Origin of the sequence: Paraburkholderia panacisoli, assembly GCF_008369935.1 — a bacterium.
GTDB lineage: Bacteria > Pseudomonadota > Gammaproteobacteria > Burkholderiales > Burkholderiaceae > Paraburkholderia > Paraburkholderia panacisoli.
The window spans coordinates 232,993-253,572 of sequence record NZ_VTUZ01000001.1 but is presented as its reverse complement, the minus strand read 5'-3'; the positions used below and the strand labels follow the sequence as shown (position 1 = coordinate 253,572).

Annotated in this window: 23 protein-coding genes; 11 read left to right on the top strand and 12 right to left on the bottom strand. The window is 60.9% G+C overall.

Annotated features, from left to right (window positions below; all coding sequences use genetic code 11):
* Positions 1–225: 225 nt before the first annotated feature.
* Together FVF58_RS01200 and FVF58_RS01195 are read left to right on the top strand one after the other, a co-directional pair.
* The gene (locus FVF58_RS01200) at positions 226–975 is read left to right on the top strand and encodes an SDR family oxidoreductase (RefSeq protein WP_149668125.1); all 750 of its coding nucleotides are present in this window, start codon (positions 226–228) and stop codon (positions 973–975) included.
* Between the two features lie 178 nt (positions 976–1,153).
* Complete coding sequence (locus FVF58_RS01195; protein WP_149668124.1) at positions 1,154–2,161, top strand: alpha/beta fold hydrolase; 1,008 nt, start codon at positions 1,154–1,156, stop codon at positions 2,159–2,161.
* A 145-nt stretch (positions 2,162–2,306) separates the two neighbouring features.
* Here FVF58_RS01195 and FVF58_RS01190 read toward each other — a convergent pair whose 3' ends face one another.
* Positions 2,307–2,612: a helix-turn-helix domain-containing protein gene (locus tag FVF58_RS01190; RefSeq protein WP_149668123.1), complete on the bottom strand. Its 306-nt coding sequence runs from the start codon at positions 2,610–2,612 to the stop codon at positions 2,307–2,309.
* Positions 2,613–2,630: 18 nt separating this feature from the next.
* The gene (locus FVF58_RS01185; RefSeq protein WP_149668122.1) at positions 2,631–4,076 is read right to left on the bottom strand and encodes an aminotransferase-like domain-containing protein; all 1,446 of its coding nucleotides are present in this window, start codon (positions 4,074–4,076) and stop codon (positions 2,631–2,633) included.
* Between the two features lie 180 nt (positions 4,077–4,256).
* On the opposite strand from FVF58_RS01185, the gene FVF58_RS01180 reads away from it, so the two are divergent.
* The gene (locus FVF58_RS01180; protein ID WP_149668121.1) at positions 4,257–6,590 is read left to right on the top strand and encodes an FdhF/YdeP family oxidoreductase; all 2,334 of its coding nucleotides are present in this window, start codon (positions 4,257–4,259) and stop codon (positions 6,588–6,590) included.
* Between the two features lie 19 nt (positions 6,591–6,609).
* Here FVF58_RS01180 and FVF58_RS01175 read toward each other — a convergent pair whose 3' ends face one another.
* Together FVF58_RS01175 and FVF58_RS01170 are read right to left on the bottom strand one after the other, a co-directional pair.
* Positions 6,610–7,113 carry a M48 metallopeptidase family protein gene (locus FVF58_RS01175; protein ID WP_149668120.1) on the bottom strand — a complete coding sequence of 168 codons (504 nt, stop codon included), beginning with the start codon at positions 7,111–7,113 and terminating at the stop codon, positions 6,610–6,612.
* A gap of 355 nt (positions 7,114–7,468) precedes the next feature.
* Positions 7,469–8,353, bottom strand: a complete 885-nt coding sequence (locus FVF58_RS01170; RefSeq protein ID WP_149668119.1) for a glycosyltransferase family 2 protein — start codon at positions 8,351–8,353, stop codon at positions 7,469–7,471.
* A 611-nt stretch (positions 8,354–8,964) separates the two neighbouring features.
* On the opposite strand from FVF58_RS01170, the gene FVF58_RS01165 reads away from it, so the two are divergent.
* The 8 genes from FVF58_RS01165 (at position 8,965) to FVF58_RS01135 (ending at position 12,752) form a co-directional block, all read left to right on the top strand.
* On the top strand, positions 8,965–9,489 hold the full coding sequence (locus FVF58_RS01165; RefSeq protein WP_149668118.1) for a hypothetical protein: 525 nt from the start codon (positions 8,965–8,967) through the stop codon (positions 9,487–9,489).
* 8 nt (positions 9,490–9,497) lie between these two features.
* Positions 9,498–9,695 carry a hypothetical protein gene (locus tag FVF58_RS01160; RefSeq protein WP_149668117.1) on the top strand — a complete coding sequence of 66 codons (198 nt, stop codon included), beginning with the start codon at positions 9,498–9,500 and terminating at the stop codon, positions 9,693–9,695.
* 307 nt (positions 9,696–10,002) lie between these two features.
* Positions 10,003–10,302, top strand: a complete 300-nt coding sequence (locus FVF58_RS01155; RefSeq protein ID WP_149668116.1) for a hypothetical protein — start codon at positions 10,003–10,005, stop codon at positions 10,300–10,302.
* An 11-nt stretch (positions 10,303–10,313) separates the two neighbouring features.
* Positions 10,314–10,634 (top strand): DUF3846 domain-containing protein, encoded by a 321-nt coding sequence (locus tag FVF58_RS01150; RefSeq protein WP_149668115.1) that lies wholly within the window; start codon positions 10,314–10,316, stop codon positions 10,632–10,634.
* A gap of 253 nt (positions 10,635–10,887) precedes the next feature.
* Positions 10,888–11,034 (top strand): hypothetical protein, encoded by a 147-nt coding sequence (locus tag FVF58_RS51160; protein WP_188130679.1) that lies wholly within the window; start codon positions 10,888–10,890, stop codon positions 11,032–11,034.
* Positions 11,027–11,272, top strand: coding sequence for a hypothetical protein (locus FVF58_RS01145; protein WP_149668114.1), 246 nt, complete (start codon positions 11,027–11,029; stop codon positions 11,270–11,272). The genes FVF58_RS51160 and FVF58_RS01145 overlap by 8 nt, the downstream gene beginning before the upstream one ends.
* Before the next feature lie 7 nt (positions 11,273–11,279).
* On the top strand, positions 11,280–11,477 hold the full coding sequence (locus FVF58_RS01140; protein ID WP_149668113.1) for a helix-turn-helix domain-containing protein: 198 nt from the start codon (positions 11,280–11,282) through the stop codon (positions 11,475–11,477).
* A 159-nt stretch (positions 11,478–11,636) separates the two neighbouring features.
* Positions 11,637–12,752 carry a sensor histidine kinase gene (locus tag FVF58_RS01135; protein WP_149668112.1) on the top strand — a complete coding sequence of 372 codons (1,116 nt, stop codon included), beginning with the start codon at positions 11,637–11,639 and terminating at the stop codon, positions 12,750–12,752.
* Positions 12,753–12,799: 47 nt separating this feature from the next.
* On the opposite strand, the gene FVF58_RS01130 is transcribed toward FVF58_RS01135, so the two are convergent.
* The 8 genes from FVF58_RS01130 to FVF58_RS01095 form a co-directional block, all read right to left on the bottom strand.
* A complete protein-coding gene (locus FVF58_RS01130) occupies positions 12,800–13,231 on the bottom strand; it encodes a hypothetical protein (protein WP_246216893.1) in 432 nt (143 codons plus the stop codon).
* Between the two features lie 9 nt (positions 13,232–13,240).
* On the bottom strand, positions 13,241–13,900 hold the full coding sequence (locus tag FVF58_RS01125) for a hypothetical protein (protein ID WP_149668110.1): 660 nt from the start codon (positions 13,898–13,900) through the stop codon (positions 13,241–13,243).
* A complete protein-coding gene (locus FVF58_RS01120) occupies positions 13,887–14,366 on the bottom strand; it encodes a glycoside hydrolase family 108 protein (RefSeq protein WP_149668109.1) in 480 nt (159 codons plus the stop codon). Before FVF58_RS01120 ends, FVF58_RS01125 begins: the two co-directional genes overlap by 14 nt.
* 12 nt (positions 14,367–14,378) lie before the next feature.
* Complete coding sequence (locus FVF58_RS51155; RefSeq protein ID WP_188130678.1) at positions 14,379–15,344, bottom strand: DUF1349 domain-containing protein; 966 nt, start codon at positions 15,342–15,344, stop codon at positions 14,379–14,381.
* Between the two features lie 402 nt (positions 15,345–15,746).
* Complete coding sequence (locus FVF58_RS01110; RefSeq protein WP_149668108.1) at positions 15,747–18,881, bottom strand: phage tail protein; 3,135 nt, start codon at positions 18,879–18,881, stop codon at positions 15,747–15,749.
* Positions 18,881–19,297 (bottom strand): NlpC/P60 family protein, encoded by a 417-nt coding sequence (locus FVF58_RS01105; protein WP_149668107.1) that lies wholly within the window; start codon positions 19,295–19,297, stop codon positions 18,881–18,883. Before FVF58_RS01105 ends, FVF58_RS01110 begins: the two co-directional genes overlap by 1 nt.
* Positions 19,298–19,303: 6 nt before the next feature.
* Positions 19,304–20,386, bottom strand: a complete 1,083-nt coding sequence (locus FVF58_RS01100) for a DUF2163 domain-containing protein (protein WP_149668106.1) — start codon at positions 20,384–20,386, stop codon at positions 19,304–19,306.
* A gap of 3 nt (positions 20,387–20,389) precedes the next feature.
* Positions 20,390–20,575, bottom strand: a complete 186-nt coding sequence (locus FVF58_RS01095) for a hypothetical protein (RefSeq protein WP_149668105.1) — start codon at positions 20,573–20,575, stop codon at positions 20,390–20,392.
* Positions 20,576–20,580: the final 5 nt, after the last annotated feature.

Sequence of the window (20,580 nt, the reverse complement as noted above, 5' to 3'; positions counted from 1 at the left end):
GGGAATTCCCGGACAAGGCTTCAGCATACGGGGCCATATTCGAAGGCCAATTTCAGCAGAAAAATTATTTTTCGTTATCCCGCGCATAACAGAACGCGTATTTTGATGGTCTGCAGACATGTTCGACAACTTCGAACGAGTGCATCGCAAAAGTGGTACGGCAAACGTGTCGGACAGGCGCACTATCCTACTCACCAACCCGTCACACCTTTTCGGAGAAATCAAATGACTCGCTTCCAGAACACAGCCGTTCTCGTCACCGGCGGCAGCAGCGGCATCGGCTTCGCGGCAGCCCAGGCATTCGCGGACGAAGGCGCCCGCGTCGTCATTACCGGGCGCGACGCCGACGCCCTCGAAACCGCCCGCGCCGCGCTCGGCGCCAATGCGGTCGCGGTGCGCAACGACGCCGGCTCGCTCGCGGCGGCTCGCGAACTGGCCGCGGCGATCGACGCCGCAGGCATCCGGCTCGACGCCGTGTTCGTGAACGCGGGCACCGCGAAATTCGCGCCCTTCCCCGAGGTCGACGAAGCCTTCTGGGACGCGACCTTCAACACCAACGTCAAAGGCGCGTACTTCCAGATCCAGGCGCTGCTGCCGCTGCTGAACAAAGGCGCGTCGATCGTCCTCAACGGTTCGATCAATGCGCATATCGGCATGCCGGGGTCGTCGGTGTACGCGGCGAGCAAGGCGGCGCTGATTTCGCTGGCGAAGACCCTGTCGGCGGAATTGCTGCCGCGAGGCGTGCGCGTCAATGTGGTGAGCCCCGGCCCGGTGCAAACGCCGTTGTACGGCAAGCTCGGCCTCGACGCCGCCACGCTCGAAGCCACCGCCGCGCAGATTCTCGGCCAGGTGCCGGTCGGCCGCTTCGGCAAGCCGGAAGAAATCGCGTCGACCGTGCTGCATCTCGCCGCGCCTGAGTCGGCGTTCATCGTCGGCACGGAAATCATCGCTGATGGCGGGATGAGCCAGCTTTAAAGCCGTGCGCCGGCGAGCCGCTGCAACGGCTCTTATCCGGTCATGACGACCGGCCGCGTGACAAGCAGCGGCCCGGTTCGTCAGTGGATGCTTCTTGCCACACCACCCCCGCTCCCGATACACCGGACCGCCTCAAGGGCGCCCCGGCGGGCGCCCTTTTTCCAACGACGAGACGATCATGCGTCTGAAACTGTCTTCCGTTCTACTGGCCGCCGCATTGTCGATGTCGCTCGCGGCCATCGCGCCGGCCGCGCACAGCGCCGGCGAAATCACGCACGCTAACGGCGCGCGCCTCGCGCTCGCGTCGAACGCGCCAGCGCTCGCCACGGCGGCCGCGCAAATCCGCGATGGCAAGATCGACGTCAACGGCGTGCGCTACCACTATCTGCTGGCGCAAGGACACGGCACGCCGGTCGTACTGCTGCATGGCTGGGGATCGACCTCGTTCATGTGGCGCTTCGTGATGCCGCAACTGATCGCGCGCGGCTACACCGTGCTCGCGCCTGACCTGCGCGGCCTCGGCGACACTGCGAAACCCGCCACGGGCTACGAAAAGGCCAACATTGCCGAAGACATTCACGCGCTGGTCGCGCAATTGAAACTTGGCCCCGAGGTCAACGTGGTCGGTCACGACATGGGCGGCATGGTCGCTTATGCCTATGCCGCGCAGCATCCGGACGAAGTGCGCTCGGTCGCGATTCTCGACGTGCCGTTGCCCGGCATCGAGCCATGGGATCAGATCGTGCAGATGCCGCGCACCTGGCATTTCCGCTTTTACGCGGTGCAGGACCTGCCGGAAATGCTGATCGCAGGCCGCGAACTGGCGTACCTGAAGTGGTTCCACAATTCCGAAGCAGTCAACTCGCGGGCCTTCACGAATGAAGTCGAGGAAACCTATGCACGCGAATACGCGATGCCTGGTGCGTTGCGCGCGGGCTTCGAGTACTACCGGGCGTTCCCTGCGGACGCGCGGCAGAACCAGGCCTTCGCGCAGCACAAGCTGACCATGCCGGTGCTGGGGATCGGCGGAGCGGGCAGCTTGGGGCCGATCGTCGGCGAGGAACTGCGACATGTCGCGCTGAATGTGCAGTCGGTGCAGATCGATGGCGCAGGACATTGGGTCGCCGAAGAGCAGCCGGATGCTGTCACCGATGCATTGCTGAGGTTCTTGCCGCCAGCGCGGTAGAGGGCGTTGCGATGTGCGTGCCTCGCTGTGCGCGCATCCCTCTGCGTGCGCGCGTGCGTCGCCGTCCCGCGCATGCCGTGCGCCGCGGTTCGTCAGTGAGGGTTCATCAGAGCGGACGCATCAATGCGTTATCGCGCCGCACGCATCAGTGAGTCTTCGGCGGCGGCTCCGGGTCCGCATCATCCCCCTCACCATCCCCGAACAACTCCGCGCATAGCCCTTCGCCAAGCTCACTCAGCCGCGCGGTCCCCGTCCCCTCCTCCGTGAAGGTGGTATCCACCAGCCCGCCGTCGACCAGCGCCGTCAACTGCCGCCGCAAGCCGCTCATCGGCACGCCGGCCTGCTTCGACAGTTTGGCGAGCGACCACGCGCCGCCCGGGTTCTGCCGGTGGGCGCGCCACAGTTGCGCGAGCACGGCGACCAGCACCGGATCGAGATCATCGTCATCCATTCGTGTCTCCTCGTGCGGTCACGCCATCTGCGTGACCAGTTCGCCCAGCGTCTTCAGCGCCGCTTCGGTCTGTGCGGTCCACGGATAGCTGTAGTTGAGCCGGATGAAGTGGCGAAAGTCGTTGCGCGTCGAAAACATCATGCCGGGCCCGACCGTGATACTGCGCGCGAGCGCCGCCCGATAGAGCCGCATCGAATCGACGCTGGCGGGTAACTCCACCCACAGCACATAGCCGCCTTGCGGCGCCGACACGCGCGTGCCGACCGGAAAGAAGCGCTGCACCAGCGCCGTCATGATGCTCGCCTGCTGCCGGTACACCTTGCGCACGTGGCGCAAATGACGATCGTAGCCGTCGTGCCGCAAGTAATCGGCGACGGCGACCTGCGGCACCGACGGCGTGGTCAGCGTGTTCAGAAACTTCAGCTTCTCGACATGCGCGCGGTAGCGTCCCGGCAGCGCCCAGCCGATCCGGTACGACGCCGTCAGGCTCTTCGAAAACGACGCGCAGTGCAGCACCAGCCCCTTGCGGTCGAAAGTCTTCAGCGTCGAGGGCCGCGCGTCGCCGAAGTACAGTTCCTGGTACACGTCGTTTTCGATCGCGGGAATCTCGTGCGCGGCGAGCAGCTCGACCAGTTGCTGCTTGCGCGCGTCCGGCATCTGGAAGCCGAGCGGGTTCTGGAAGTTCGGCATCACCATGCAGGCGGCGATCTCTTGCGTGGCGATCACCCGCGCGAGCGCGTCGATGTCGATGCCGTGCACCGGATGCGTCGCCACTTCGATCGCGCGCATGCCGAGCCGCTCGATCGCGTGCAGCATCGCGTAGTAGGTCGGCGATTCGACCGCCACCGTGTCGCCGGGTTTGGCGACCGCCTGCAAGCTGAGGTTGATCGCCTCGGTCGCGCCGAGCGTGATGACGATCTCGTCGGGATCGACCGGCATGCCGTTTTCGGCGTAGCGCCGCGCGATCTGCCGGATCAGTTCGGGGTTGCCCGGCGGCAGGTCGTCGATCAGATTCCAGCTTGCCTGACGGCGCGCGATCGCGTTCGCGTACTGGTTGATGCGCCGCCACGGGAACAGCGACGGGTCGGGATACGGTGAGCCGAACGGCACCGCGTCGTGCGCGCGGATGCTGCGCAGCGTCGACAGCACCAGCCGGCTCACGTCCACTTCGGCGGCCACCGGCGGCGTGTCGCGGCCGGGTTGCCGCCCCAAGTCCGGGCCCGAGGGCGAGGCGTTGGGCGCGAGCGCCCGCGCGGCGGCGTCGCGCACGAAATAGCCGGACTGCGGCCGCGTCTCGACGATCCCCCGGCTTTCCAGCAACGCATACGCGTGCAACACCGTCTTGATGCTCACGCCGTGCTGCTGGCTCGCCTGGCGCACCGACGGAATCCGCTCGCCGGCTGCGAACACGCCGCGGCGCACGGCTTCGGTCATGTCATCGGCGAGCTTTTCGTAGAGTTTCAAGGGCTGGGGTCAAACAAAAGCGGCGTTCGGAACGCCAGTCTATGACAGAAATCATCCAACTGTATCCCTTCCCTTTCCGATTTTCTGTATGCAGCGCACTTTTCGGAACACAGTAGGCTTGCAGGCATCGGCTTAAAGCGCGCTATCCACGCGCGCCAAGCCTTATCCAGCGGCAAGATCATGAAGAAATCCGAAGCACGCGTCGAACCCCGCATCGAACCCTACAAGCACCCGGCCGCCGGCTGGGGCGCGCTGAAGTACGTTGCCATCAACCTGATCAAGGAAAAGGTCACCGGCGGCAACTACCGCACGCTGCTCAAGCAGAACCAGCCGGACGGCTTCGACTGCCCCGGCTGCGCGTGGCCGGATCGCGAGCACGCGTCCACCTTCGAGTTCTGTGAAAACGGCGTCAAGGCGGTGGCCGCCGAGGCGACCAGCAAGCGCGTGACGCCCGCGTTTTTCGGGCAGCATACGGTCGAGGAGCTGATGACGCAGCCGGATTTCGAGCTGGAACAGCACGGCCGCCTGACCGACCCGCTCGTCTACGACGCGCTCTCCGACCGCTACGTGCCGATCGGCTGGGACGAAGCGTTCGATCTGATCGCGAGCCACCTGAAGCGCCTCGACGATCCGAACCGCGCCGCGTTCTATACCTCGGGCCGTGCCAGCAACGAAGCCGCGTTCCTGTACCAGTTGTTCGTGCGGATGTACGGCACCAACAACTTCCCCGACTGCTCGAACATGTGCCACGAAGCGACCAGCCGCGGCTTGCCGCATACGGTCGGCATCGGCAAGGGCACGGTGACGCTCGACGACTTCGAACACGCCGACACGCTGCTGATCTTCGGCCAGAATCCGGCCACCAACCATCCGCGCATGCTCGGCGAACTGCGCGAGTGCGCGAAGCGCGGCGCCACCATCGTGTCGATCAATCCGCTGAAGGAGCGCGGGCTGGAGCGCTTCGCGAGCCCGCAGCATCCGGTGGAAATGCTGACGATGGGCAGCACGAAGATCAGCTCCGTGTTCATCCGGCCGAAGGTCGGCGGCGACTTCGCGCTGATCAAGGGGGTCGCCAAGCGCGTGATCGAACTCGACGACGAAGCGCTTGCCTCCGGTCTCGAGCGCGTGCTGGACGTCGGCTTCATCGCCGAACACACGGTGGGCTTCGAAGCGTTCGCCGACGACCTGCGCGCCGAAAGCTGGGACACCATCGTCGCCGAAGCGGGCGTGCCGTTCGACGACGTGTTGAAGCTCGCCGACATCTACGTGAAAGGGCGCGCGGTGATCTCGACGTGGGGCATGGGCCTCACGCAGCACAAGAACTCGGTGCCGACCGTGCAGATACTGTCGAACCTGATGATGATGCGCGGCAATATCGGCCGGCGCGGCGCGGGGCTGTGCCCGGTGCGCGGACACTCGAACGTGCAGGGCGACCGCACGGTCGGCATCGAGGAACAGCCGACTCAGGCGTTTCTCGACCAGCTCGGCGCGGTCTACGATTTCGAGCCGCCGCGTGAGCACGGGCTCGATGTGGTCAACACGATTCAGGCGATGCTCGACGGCAAGGTGAAGGTGTTCATCGGCCTCGGCGGCAATTTTTCGATCGCGACGCCGGACACGCCGCGCACGTGGGAAGCGATGCGCTCGTGCGAGCTGACCGTGCACATCACGACCAAGCTGAACCGCAGCCACCTCGTACACGGACGCGACGCGCTGATCCTGCCGACCTTGGGACGCACGGAGATCGATTTGCAGAACGGCGTCGCGCAAGGCGTGAGCGTCGAGGATTCGATGAGCATGGTGCACATCTCGTATGGGATGAACAAGCCGGCGTCGGAGAATCTGCTGTCGGAGATTGCGATCGTCGCGCGGATGGCGCATGCGACGCTCGGCAGCGGCAAGGTGGATTGGCTCGCGCAAGCAGCGGATTACTCGCTGATTCGCGACGGCATCGCGCAGGTGATCGACGGCTTCCACGACTACAACGAGCGCCTGAAGCATCCCGGCGGCTTTCACCTGGGCGTGCCTTCGCGCGAGCGCATCTGGAAAACGCCGAGCGGCAAGGCGCAGTTCCTCGTGCATGCGATCGACGTGGCCACGCCGATTCACGAAGCGCGCAAGCAGCACGGCGATCGTCTGATGACGCTGATGACGACGCGCTCGCACGATCAGTACAACACCACGATCTACGGCCTCGACGACCGTTATCGCGGCGTGTACGGACAGCGCCGCGTGCTGTTCGCCAACAAGGACGATCTCGCGATGCTGGGTTTCGTCGCGGGACAGCGGGTGGATATCACGAGCGTGTGGGCCGACGGGATCGAGCGTCACGCCGACGGCTTTCTGCTGGTGGAGTACGACATTCCGCGCGGCTGTCTCGGCGCCTATTATCCGGAGACGAATCCGCTGGTGCCGCTGTCTTCGGTAGCCGATGGCGCGGGCACGCCGACTTCGAAGTCGATTCCGGTGCTGTTGAAAGCGTCGGTGGTGGAAGCCGGCGCGATGGCGGCCTGACTGGCGTCTCGAAAGCGCGTTACGCTTGCTTCTTCGTCAGATCGCGATGCGTCAGATAAAGACGCAAATCGAATTCGATCTGGTGGTAGCCCGGCTGCATGAACTCGCAGAGACGATAGAACGCCTTGTTGTGATCGCTCTCTTTCAGATGCGCGAGTTCGTGCACCACGATCATCTTCAGAAACTCCGGCGCCGCCGATTTGAATAGCGACGCAATGCGGATTTCCTTCTTCGCCTTCAGCTTGCCGCCCTGCACGCGCGAGATGCTCGTGTGCAGGCCCAACGCGTGGCGCACGACGTCGAGCTTGCTGTCGTAGGTCACTTTGTCGATCTGCTCCGCGCTACGCAGGTGTTCGCGTTTCAGCTCGGCGCAGTACGCGTAGAGCGCGCGGTCTGTCTGCACGTCGTGCGTGTTGGGATAACGCTCAGCGAGATAGGCGCCAAGCTGCTCGCCGGCGATCAGTTTCTTGACCTTCTCCTGCAATACGGGTGGGTAGCCGGTCAGATATTTGAGGTGAGACATGGTGGAGCTTTGCATGGACTCGTGCAGGACCGCATCAGCGAATCGGACTTCGGCTGCACGACTGACGACGATCGCCTGGGCGCCAGGACGGCAGCGTATCGTCAGCGAACAGCGGCTCGACTGACGGTTTCAATCCACCCGTCTCGATCGCTTTCTCGTAGGCATTCCACAATTCATCGAGCTGCTTCTCGTCGAAAGACCTTCGAGGATCAGGTAGCCGCCTGTGCGACCATCGGGTGGTCGAAAAAACGTTCTGGGTGTGATTATGGCACGCAAAGGGGGACGGGGCCGTTCAAAAAATTGACGCTGGGCAGATCGCCACCGGCATGAATGACGGCGCAAGGCGATTACAGTCTCAGTGCGCCAGCAGTCCCGCGACGACGACCAGTAGCGTAGCGGTCACGGCACCATAAACGATATGCACGTAACGAAGCGTTCGCCTGTAGCGCGACGAATAGAACGGCGCGAACTCCTTCATGCGCTTGCCGAAAATACTGATCGGGTTCTCCAGGCACTCGTCATATTTCGCGCGGTTGCGTGTATAGATGAGGCGCTGCGATTCCTCGACCTTCCCCAATGCCACCAGTTCGGTCGACCGCGAATTTTTCTTCACACGATAGAGGTACAGCGGGGCATCGACAAAGCGAACCCTGGACTTCGGGTTCAGGAGCCTGACGTAGAACTCCCAATCCTCGAAGCCGTGAACCATTTCGGACGCATAGCCGCCCACGCCGAAGAATGCTTCACGCCGGTACATGGTCGTGTTGACGATCATGTTTTGCCAAAGCAGCTTTTCATAGCTGTACGCAGGCAGGCGCCAGATTTTGCGCGATTCGCCGATGCGCTGCGTCCCGGTGTGGATGAGATCCGTATCGGGGTGCGTGTTGAAGCAGTCGACGGCCCGCTGCAGAAAGTCCGGATGGATCTTGTCGTCGCCATCGAGCGGTACGAACAATTCACCGCTCGCTTGCGCAAAGCCGAGGTTGCGCGCGGCCGCGACACCGCCATTCGCTTTTTTGAAAGACTGGAAGCGGCGATCCTTCTTCACATATTGCTCGATGACAGCCGCTGAACCATCGGTCGAGCCGTCGTCCACGATAATGCACTCCCAATGGCCGTAGCTCTGGTGCAATACCGAATCAAGCGTTTCCGCGATGAATTCCTGCTGGTTGAAGCACGGAACAATAATGGAGACTTTTTTCATAACTCGATGAGCGGCAGTTGTTGTGACAATGTACACATGATGTGCTGAAGCGTCCGGGACTCTGGCGCCTTCCCTTCTGGCTACAGCGGCCGCACGATTCGGGCTGGCGCGGTGTAGGCGTTGGAGAAGGCAAGCGGCTCATGAGCGATTGAAAAGGCCGGGTCGCGCAAGCAGAGCTTATGAATGATGCCGGACACACTGGGGCCGGAGCAGATCCGTGGGCGCTTTGCCGGGTGAGCGGTTCGATTTTCCGTCCTGCAACGATAACGGATTTCGTCGCTTTGGCGCCGGACGGAGGGTGGGGACGCGCTACCGGCAAGACTGCTTGAGGCCGTTATGGGGGTCTTAGCTGCAAAAGACGCACAAACCGCTAAAAACCGCCACCGGACGAAGCGCGCGAATCAAGCACGAGTACTTGGATTGACGAGGGAACGAAGCGTTCCGCACGACTCTGCGAACATGCCTATGGTGCCGGGGACCGGCAACCAAACTCGTTATATATCAATTACTTGCATGGCCAGCGTGTGATAGGCGCGTGATTTTGCCGCGTTTCGTTCCGAAGTCGGCGCTATGTCCGATGGTCGCACCCTCACTATGTCCAATGGTCGTACACTGAAGATCCTGCAACCCTTTTTGGAGGAATCTTCATGGACATCATACCAAATGACGAAACGCGGGTTTTCTGGCAACGGCTCGACGCAGCCGGAGAACTTCGCGACGCCTGGGCCTCGCGCGCGCGCGAGATCCTCACCGATGCGGATTATGAGCTCGACGCGGCGAATGTCCTCCTCGCGCGCGAGCTCGAGCGGACCATCGAGGAACTGACGCCGAAAACGCTCGCTCTGCCGTTCGCGGAACTGCTGACACACGCCCTGGGCCAGGTCGACTGGCGCGCCATTGCCGGCGCGATGCTCGAACGCGTCGAAGTGTGGTCTGTCGGCTGGTTCCGCGATGGCACGGCACCCGAAGCGATACCCGAAGCAATGGAACCGGAAAAATTCGACACCAATGCAGACGCGCGCGCGTATCTGGCCGATGTGATCGAAACCCTAGACACAGACGACGAAGCGCAACGCGCGACCTATGCGGACATTGCGGGTGAACTCCGAATGGAGTCCGGCGATTATCGGGAAACAATCGACGGATTTACTTACTGGATTAATCGCGAATAGGTCCGACTATGAAACTCTTTAGAGAATTGACGCCCGACGAGGAAACCCAGTTCCGCCAATGGGCGCGCGAAAACTACAAACCATTCGAGCCGATTAACGGCGTATGGCATTGGGTCGCGCAAGACGAGTGTGTCCGGATCAACCGCGCGGCAGACCTTGAACCCGAACTCGATCTAACGGCACCGGGCCCGTACGGGGCCCCGTAGGGGCCCCGCATGCCGTTCGTGCGTTATGACCGATGGCCATACACCCGCCAAACCCTCCGGGCCCGCCCTGGGCCCGTTTTGCCTTTCCTCACATGCTACGACCGTTGGCCGGTCGGATCGGATCGACCGGAACCCTTATCCGACAAGCGTTTGTGCCATGTTTCTAGCTCCAAAAACAGGCGTTTTTTTGTGAGCTAGAAACCCCTTTTTCCAGGGTTTCCCCGTAGGTGTCCTACATCACATACAGAATACGACCGTTGGTCGTATTCTATGGGTCCGGACAATGGTGTCCGGTAAGGGGAAGAATATGAGGAATCACCAACCAACGATTAGCGGAAAGGTCCACCATTCGACGGTTATTTTTGCGTTTGCCTTATTTGGGCGCGGCGTGAAAGTGCAAAGCGTTTTTAATGACGCGCGCGCGGACTGCATCGATATAAAGGGAACTGGGCATTTTAATGCACACCTGCAATTTGATTATCGATCGAAGCAGGTTATGGCAACGGTTTATCACCGTCAAAACGATAAAGACGTTATCGCAACGAGGATTAAATCGGCGGATCAATTGCGCGCATTACTTGCCGAGTGGGTTATTGCTACTTACTAAGGGGCGGGAAAATGAAAGCCTATCTGATTAATCCGTTTGATTGGACCGTTTCCGAGATTGACTCTTTCAAGGGGGGAAACCTGCAATCGATTTATCAGTTACTTGATTGCGACACAATCGATGCAGTCCGGCCGGAGGGAACGACCGACGTTATTTATATTGACGACGAAGGACTTTTTAAGGATGACCAACGGTTTTTCTTTTGCAAGTTATTCCCGTATCAATCGATAGCAGGTAAAGGGCTCTGGATCGGCACTGCGCGCGATGGATACGACACCACTCCGAAAGAATCGATTGATTTTGTCCGCTCAGTCATTTTGTGGCAAATCTAAAGGGAGCCGGTTATGTCATCCGAAGTGAAAGTTAATGAGTTGCCGAAATGCAGTTTCTGCAATGAAAAGGCGCGATATGACTTTGCGACTCGCATTGGCCCCTGGGCGTTTGCCTGTGAGCGGCATTACCTCCAGTGGCGCGCCTATGCCGATCTGGGAACCGGCCAGGGTCAAAGGCTAGTCCTGGCGGATCAAAGCAACTGAGAACCCATACGGGCCCATGGTGGGCCCGTTTTCCCTTGGAGCTAGAAACATGTTCACCATTTTTAAAGTCGTTCTCTCGGTCGTCCTGGTGTGTGCCATCGGCCATACCGTTTACTCGGTCATTGCGCCGACTGTCGAAACCATCTCGCAAACCCTCCGCAATGCGACCCTAGACAATCGAGGTATGCATGACTGAGCCCGACGCCAGACCGGGCCTTTATTACGTCACAGTGCGCCGTTACGACGGCGCATTTCGTTTGTTGCTCGGTCCTTTCCCGAATGATCACAAAGGCGCACTGGCACGCGTCGACGAGGTGCGCCGCGTCGCATGCGAACTAGACCCTAAAGGCATCTGGTACACCTACGGCACCGCGCGAATTGACGCGCGCGACAATCCCCCCTTTGGTATTCTTAACGACCATATGTCGTTTTGAACCGCACATGAAAACCCAATTGTCCACACCCACACCCGTTGAAGTCCGCGCCGCACGTGAGGCGGCCGGACTCACCCAGGCCGCAGCGGGTGCGCTTGTTCACGTCGATCTGCGTTCGTGGCAACGGTGGGAGTCGGGCGAGCGCGGCATGAATCTGGCCTATTGGGAGCTTTTCCAGATCAAGACGGCGCGGCGAAAAAAATAGCGTTTCGGGTCGTCTGCGATGCGGAAGCGCTCCGCTGCTATAGATTCCCCTATGTTGTGCAGCTTAGGGACCCGATAGAATCAAAATGACATTGCACTGAATATAAATTAAGCGAATACTCCCCTCGGATTTTTTTCCCCTTCTTCGGCGGGCGCGAACATGCGATTGGCTGATTTCATCCTGCGCGACATGGAAACCATTCTGGCGCAGTGGGAAGAGTTCGCCGGCACGCTGTTGCCGGCAGCAGCAAACATGCGATCACTGGCCTTGCGCGATCACGCGCAACAGATCCTCGAGGCCGTGGCGAAGGACTTGTCGACACCCCAGACCCGGGAGGCCCAGAGCGAGAAATCGATGGGGCGGGCGCCATTACTGGCTGGGGCCCCGGAGACCGCCGCGCAAATGCACGCCGTTCTGCGTGCGCGGTCCGGGTTTGACATCAACCAGTTGGCTGCCGAGTACCGCGCCCTGCGCGCCAGCATACTTCGCCTGTGGATGGATGAGTGTCAGCCCGACGCCCCTCATCCGGACGACATCATCCGCTTCAACGAGGCCATCGACCAGGCACTTGCCGAGTCGGTCGGTCATTTCAGCGCGCAGGTAGATCAGGCTCGTAGCCTGTTGCTTGGAATGCTCGGGCACGACATGCGCAGCCCGCTCCAGGCCATTCAGATGACTGCTACGTATCTCGTGGCGCTGAACGCCGGTGAGAAAGTATCGGTAGCCGCGTCCCGTTTGATCAAAAGCGGTGCTCGCATGCAGGCGCTGCTGGAGGACATGCTTGATTTCAATCTCACCAAGCTGGGTCTGAGCATCAAAATCGCGCCGACCGAGGGAGACCTGGCAAAACAGCTGACCGATGAACTGGACCTGGTGCGAGCAGTGCATCCTGACCGCCAGGTTGATCTGGACGTGATCGGCGACTGTCACGGTGTTTGGGATGGCCGACGCCTGCAGCAGTTAGTTGGCAACTTGGTTCTGAATGCGATCAAGTATGGAGCGCCAGACGCGCCGGTGCATGTGTCGGTGACCGGTGAGGAAGCGGAAGTCCGCCTGGAGGTGAAAAACAGCGGGCCCGCCATTGAGTGCTCAACACTCGACCGCATCTTTGATCCGTTCCAGCGTGGCCCGAACCATCTGGACAGAGCCGACGGCAATCTGGGTCTCGGGCTGTATATCGCGCGTGAGATTGCCAAGGCCCACGGGGGCGAGATCGAGGCAAGGTCCGACGAGACCCAAACGGTGTTCACTGTGCGCCTGCCGCGCCATCCGTAGCGCTCACGATGCGTATTCGCCTTACCGTCCGCACTTACCTCGACCGGCTACTTCAGGTAATGCAGGATGACGCTCACGGCGATATTGAACACGGACACAAGCGCCGATATGAGCGCCATCGTCATCGCGCGCCGACCATGCTCACGCGCCGCGAGCGAATCGCGCCGCTCACTGTAGAGCCGTTCCTCGTCTTTCTCGTACACGGCGCGCAGCACGTAATCGCGATTCGTCGCATCCAGTCGCGCAATCTCTTTCTCTAACTGGTCGAGCCGCCGCTTGACCTCTTCCGCCACCAGTACGGCATGCTGGTCCATATGCGCGAGATCGTGCGCTTTCAGTTCCTTGAGTGACGCGAGCCCGGTCGTCACCTCGAAGCGCAGCGTATTAATTTTTGAATCGACCAGTTCGCGCGTCGCGATTATCGCGACACGGTTCGCCTCGATCTGTGCCTCGATGGTTCCCGCGCGTTCGCTGAACACGATGCCGCCTTAACCAGCAGTTGCGACCTTCGCCGTCACAGGCGCCGGATTGCCGCCGAACGCCTGCGTGAAGGCGGTTGCCATCGCCTCGCTCTTTTGCTCGCTGCCCTTGGAACTGCCAAAGTAGAACGAGATCACCTGCGTCGCGTTCGCCGCCACATAGCCAATGATCGTGCCGACGAAGCCCGCGACCATGCCCACGAGCGCTGCATCCTTGAGCGGCATGGCGCCCGTAAGAAGCGCGTAGGCACCGTACAGCGAGCCGACCGACATTGTTGCGAACGTGCACAGCACGACGATGCCGAGCCAGAACACGCGCACATTCGCGGCATTCGCGCGGCGCGCGTCCTGGGTGTCGGAAACATAGGTCTGTGTTTCGGCCAGCGCCAGTTGCGCTATCGTTTCCTTATCCTTGAAGCCAGCTTCGGCCATCCGCGTCGCGTAGTCCTGATCGGCCTTGCGGATCGCCGCCAGTTGTTCCGGCGTCGATCCGCTGACCGCGTGGGCGACGGCATCCTGCCGCGCATCGAGCGACGTGTCGGGTTTCGGCGTCAGGCCGAACGCCACTTCCAGCGCCGCGACCGCGCCGCCGAGCAACGGTGTACCCGCAACCGTCGCGATGGTCGGCGCGACCCTTTCGAGCACCGGCAATATGTCAGCCCACGCCATTTGACGCCTCCGCTATCTCGAACAGGCGGTTGAACCATCCGCGCCCGTATTGCTGGAAATTGCGAGCCTTCATGTACTCGAATGCGCGCGTCGACATGAAACACGCGTTCTGATATGCACCTGCGCGCGACGCCGCCGCCAGCGTGACCGGGCCGATCACGCCATCTGCCTTGACGCCGAGCGCCGTCTGTAGCAGTAGCTTGGCGGTCGGCTGACCCTGATTCACTGCGGAGTCGAACACGTAGCACGCGAGCGGCCACGGCAGCGCGTCGCCCTGCACCGCGTTCCAGTAGTCGCGTTGATAGATCGCCTGCGCGTCGTTCAGCGTCAGATTGGCGATATCGACATTCGGATAGCCGCGCTTCGAAATGCCAAACTTTGTTTCGCCGCCCGGATCGTGCGGGTCATTCACATAGCCCGCTTCGATGCCGACGACGATTGCGAATGCATGATCGAAATTTGCCATGATGTTTTCGAATCAGCCTTGGAAATAGTGATACACAGAAAGGACGCAAGACATGTTGGCGACAGCGACGCCGCTTTGATCGTTGCAATTGTTATAAAGGCCCGTTTTCGTCGGCGTGCCGATGACCGCCGTAACGCTTACGCTGTAGCGCTGCACCCAAGTTTCGCCATCGACGGACGTATAGAAAACGAAATTGCCGCCCGACGCATAAGTGAGCTTGAACCAGCAGGGAGGACCGGCGGGCGGGACGCCGCTAATCGGAACGTTGGTCGGCGTCGTGTTGAGGCCCGCTGCTGCGAGATATGCGCCGCGCCCCTGTTGGCCCGTATTGGCGAACGAATGACCGAACGCAACCCAATTGCCGGAAGCGTCCATAACCAACAAACCGGCCTTGTTATAGGTTTGATACGTCCCGGCGTTCCACGCCATCATTGCAATGATGGCCCAACTAGAACCAGCCGGGACCGGTTGCGTTATGTAGCTGTGGTATTCGGCGGCGGCCGTTGACGGCGGTTGAATCGTATGTGTGAAGCCGCGACCGCTCGCGAGGTTGGCAAGCGTATTTACGCCGCCCGTCATGTTGGTTGATTGCTGCGTTGAGAAACCGGTGATAGTCGGGTGATTAGCACCCGAATAGTGGACGGCATCATCAGACATGCCCGACCCGGCGCTTACATTCGTCGCAACCCATTTACCGGTTGAATTGTTCCACGTGAGCGAATAGCCGTTTATGCCCGCGCCTTCCGTAACGCTGACATCGGTAAGGCCGGAAAGCGTGCTAGAGCCGCCCGAACCCGGCGGAACTTGCCAGGTGCAGTCTTCGCGAAGATAGCGCGCAGAGCCCGCCGTCGAGCCGGGATCGGGAACCGCGCCCGCCGCATGGCTTGCGCCCGACGCGACGAATACAGGCAAATCAGCGGCGACGAGCAAGCGGAAAGTTGGAATCGCCGCGGCGCCGCTAGTCGGACCCGCGAACACATAGTTTGCCGTCTGACTGCCAAACGAAGCGCCCGCTTGTGACTGCGGCGCATAGCTGCGAACGTCCGTATAGCTCGTAACCGTCGTCGTGCCAGTAACGACGGTATAAAGCGGAATTTTCCCGGACGGGACGCCCGTCGTATTGACGCTGACCGCGCCGGTCGCGTTGTCCGCGTAGACGTAGTTCGTCGTGCTCGCGGTTAGCGTGACGGTCCCGTTTGCGACGGCGTTCGCGCCATACTGTCCGCCGTAGTATCCCCACGTCAGACCGCTGCACGCGCTCGCATGCCGCCCCCAGATTGACGCGGGCGACATTGCATCAAACAGCGCGTTCGCGAGCACTTCTTTCGCAGCCTGATTGCTCAGAATCTGATCGAGTAGCGTCGTGCTATTGGACATTGCTTACCTCGTAATCGTCGTCGTGGCGGCGTAGCCAAGCACGCCCTGATCGCTGTTCTGGGCGACGGTGAAGGTGATCGTGTTGCCAATGCTGAAACCATCAGCGTTGATGTTCGTCGCCGTGTACGTGTAGGACGTTGCCGCCGGAATCGTGGCAGTGCGCTTCAGCGTCGCGCCGTTGTAAATGTTGAGCGTGTAGCTTTCCGCCGATTCATCGAGCGGCACGTCCGCGCCACTGTTCCATGCGGCATGCACGCGCGCGCGCCGAATCCACGACAGCGAAATATCCGAAAGACTCGACGCGCTACCCTGCCCGGCGACGAACAGCGCGGGCGATAGCGGCTTGACACGCGCGACGGCGGGCACTTCCGTTTGCGGCGTGGCGGGCTGACTCGCGAACAGGTTCATCAGATGCGACTCAAAAAAGAGCGTCGCGCCGATGTCGGTCAGGTTGATCGTCATGTTGATGACTTTCGCCGGATCGAGAAACACGAACTGCTCGCCGCTCACATGCGAGCCCATCGCCCACTCAGTGCCCGCACGCCCGCGCAGCAGACCTGAAAGCGTGTAAGTGGTCGCACCGGTCTGCGTCGCGGTTCTGAAATAGAACAGTTCGCCGCCCATATAGGCCGCGTTCAGTCCGGCCAGAAAATCGCTATAGCTCACAGAGGCGAGCGTGCCGCTGTACAGCACAACCGAAACCGTGCTGAGTTCGTCGGGCTGATTGCCGCCCGCGAAGTTCGGCAACGCGTTCGATGCCGTGCCCATCGCCGATGCGTTGACGATGCGCGTGAGCTCGGCATAGATGCTGCCGTCGCGCGATATGTCCACCATCACGCCAGGCCAGTTTGACGCGTAGCCGCACGCCGCGACATAAAGCCCTTGCGACGTGTCGGTGTCGCGCAGCGGCGGCACGTCGAGGACGACGAGCACGCTCGGCCCGCTGTAGTCGATATTCTGAGTCGTAAAGCCTGACGGCGAGCCACCCTGCACGCTATAGGACGGGCTGGGGTATATGTCCGGTTCTTCCTGCGCCGCACTCCACACGAGCGAGCCTTGCCCGTCGTATTGACCCGTCACAATGCGCACCGTATATGCCTGCCCCTTGTCGCCCGGCAGCACGGCGACATCGCCGGGTTCGAGTTGCAGGTAATTCAGCGGCGTGCTGAACGTGTATGTTTTGCGCCCGACCCACGCGGCCCACATCATCACCTGAGCACGCATCAGCGCCTGATCGTCGGCGAGCACAATCGGTGCGGCCATCGTCAGGTCTTTGACGGACCTCGTGCTGCCGCGAAACGCGCGCTGCGTGTTGATCTGGTAATCGTTATTCAATGCCGTGTAGCTGAATGCGAGCGTGCGCGGCAGATTGACTTCGTCACTCACGACTTCCGTCACCGGGTTCTGGTTCGCGTCGTCGCCGAGCGAACTGGACGCGCCAAGGTCGCTGTACGCAATCGTCACAATCGGGGCCGCGCCGCGCTTCACGAAGCGCAATATGCCGTCCGAATCGCACGCATCGAAAAAGTACGTCGCCATCAGCGGCGCGAGACTCGAGCGTGCGTTCGAATGGTTCGTAAGCGCATAGCCCTGCACGCGGTCGGTAAGCTGCGACACATCGTATTGCGACGGCGACAGGCCCGAGCGATTGCAGATATCAGCAACGATGGCTGACAAAGTCGTGTCGTTCTGATTGGCGCCAAGCCATAGATAGCCAAGATACGCGCCGAACGTATACGTAACCGAGCCCATGACAAAAAACTGGCTGTTGATCGCCTTGAGCGATTGCGTGCTTACGCCTACGGTCGCCGTCCATTGCCCGATAACCGAGGTCGAATTATTCGCCGTGCTGTATTGATAGAAGTTCGTTGAACCGCTTTTGAGGAAATACAGGCGCGAATCATCCAGCACACAACCGACCGTGATATTGACGTCAAAGAACGCATTGACCCACGAATTGACGACAACCATCGTATTGCGGTGTAGCTGGTAAAGCGCGTGCGTCGCCTTGTCGATCACGTACAGATAGTTCGTGCTCAGGCCGACGATGTAAAGCTGCGTGCCGGTAAGGGGTGAAACGCCGTTGATTCGCGTAAGCGGGTCGAGCGAAACGAGACAATAGGTAATCGTGCTGCCGTCCGTCACGTACAGATCGAGCAGATTGCGCACGAACGACGTGACGCCGCCGCCATAGCCCGTATATTCAATTACGCCGGTGAAGGCGTCATACCAGACAATAACGCTGTTCGCATCAACGCTCAGGAGGCCGTCGACGTCGGACGTGCCATTTGGCGAACCGAGGCCCGAAGGCCGGTCGGCTGGCGTGTTGACCGGACCATAGACAAACGCACCGTAAGGCGTCAACTGGGCCGAATGAATGCCATTGTAGAAAGTGAAAAAGTTGTAGGACGTGAGAATGGTGCCGGACGCTTTCAGATTGGGCATCATGCCAATCATGTTCGGCGCGTTCTGCGTCCATACCTGCATATTCTGGCAATAGCTTTGCGTCGGCTGCGTCGTCGTGACTTCGAACGCCAGCGACGGCATGTAATTGCCCCACGGCGAGAGATCGAGCAGATTGAACACGACGTAAGCGAGCCCGCGATACGGCGGGACGTTGCCGCTGCCGAGCGCGGCCTCCATCACCGGATCAGGCATCTGGTTCTCATCGCCCAGGTACACGACGAAGTTCGTCGTCATCTGCGCACTGCCGCTGATCGCCTGGAAGTTGCTCGGGTTGCTGATGTCGTAAATGAGTTTGCCGTTTGCCCAGATGCGACGCACGGCGGTTATCGGTCCCTTGCAGATGCCGACCGCAAAACTCATCGAGACTTTCGCGCCGCTAGGCGGACTGCCCTTGCCGCTGTCGCTTTCGTTGAGCGGCTGACCGGCCCAGATGACGTTGCCCGCTGCGCGGTACATCCCGTAAATGACGGGTATCGGCTTGCCGTAGGCGCTATCCTGCACGCGCAGATCGCCCGGCTGCGGTCCCTTCTGGTGGATGACGAGCGAGCCGATGATGCCGCCAATCGCGAAACCGATTTCCGCGCCGGCCGCGGTGCCGACGCCGGGAAAAACGAACGTGCCGAGAATGCCGCCGATGACCGCGCCGACTGCCGAGATTGCAAGCTGTGCCATTACACAACCCCCGGCATGTGATACGCCGCGACGATCTGCGCGCGCCAGCGCTCATCGATGATGTTTTCCACGACGCGCCGATTCGGCAGATACGCATGAATGACGTGTGACGGGTCCGACAGGATGCCGACATGCAGCGGATGCGACGCCCACGCGAATAGCACGACGTCGGCCGCCTGCGCGGCGTCGAGCGGCACGCTTTCAAGCTGCGACTCCATGACCGGGCGCAGATTGCCATCGGGGCGTTTGCCGTAGCCATCGATGTCGTAATCCGTCAGGCCGAGCGCGCGCGCCGTGCCGATCACGAGGCCGATGCAGTCGCACGCCACGCCCTTGATGCGCCCCTGATGCTGGTAGGGCGTGCCGATCCAGGAGCGCGCTTCCTTCACGAACTCTTCGCGCGATGCAGTGCTCATGGTGGGTCAGCCTTGCGGACGAAGTATCACGTCCTGACCCGGTATGTAGGGCTCGCCGCGAAAGTGAATCACGTTATTCCAGCGGTCGCGACAGGTGCCAAAGAGCTTGTCGCACCCGGCCACAATCGTGTAGGTATCGCCGACAGCGAGCGGATAAGGCATCGCCATCGCGAGCGTGACGTGACCGGGCGCGAACGCTTTAACGTCCATTTCAAAACCGGCGTTCTGGCCGCTCGTGAATACTACTTTGCCGTAAGCGAAGTAGCCGATCTGATAGCTGAAGTCGATGAATATCTCGCCGCCCGCCGCCGTGATATCGAACGTGTAAAGGCCCGTAGGCGACACGGAGAAAACGCCCGGTCCAGGAGTGCCCTGCGAATACACAGCGCCCGAGGAATCCTTAACGGTGCCGGTCGCGACGAATGCGCCGCCAGTCGGCGGCACAATCTGAACCGTATAGGGAAACATGGTCGGTATCCTGTGCCCGACCGTATCGGCAAACGAAGCATTCGGCCCCGTCTGCGTCAGCGTCGCATCGGCCCATTGCGTCGCGCCTGTCACGCTCTGGATGCTCCCGCTGAACGTGAGCGGAGTCAGGTCCGTCGTGCATTGCGCATCGCCGAACATCGCGCGGCACGTCGGGCTGTACACGTCGCCGAAATCTTCCTGCATCAATTGCGCGAGCCCGCGCAGTTCGGTTTTGTAGACCCCGTTGCGGATCGTCACCTGGCCGAGCACGCCACTCGCGAGCACGGCTGCGCCCATCGTCAGATCGTTGTAATTGACGAGCGAAATCACGACGCTTGCGAAGTCCCACAAGCCTGATTCGAGACTTTGCGGCGTAATCAGATCGCTGTCGAAAATCGCGTCGACTTCGAGATTGGACGTGCTCAGATCGGAGCCGCTCTGGATCTGCGAGTGCGTGTAGCCGCCCGCCGAGCGAAATAGCTGCCCGCCGTAAGTAATGTCCTGATCGAAGTCGGTAAAGCCGATTAGCGCGCCATCGGTGCGCGTGACGAGCCAGAGCGTGCAGACAGTGCGAACGTCGCCCGCCAGATGCGCGGCGAGCGCTGCCGGAATCGTGCGCATGCATTACCTCAGTGCGGCATTACCGAACCACGGCGACGCGATATAGAGCACGACGAGAATGCAGATAACGATGAACACGACGCGCGCCGCGAGCGCGAATGGCGGCGGCAGCGGAATCAACGAAATCAGATAAAAGATGAGCCCGAGAATAAGCAGAGCGACGAGTATCGATACCAGCAGTGCAATCACGGCGT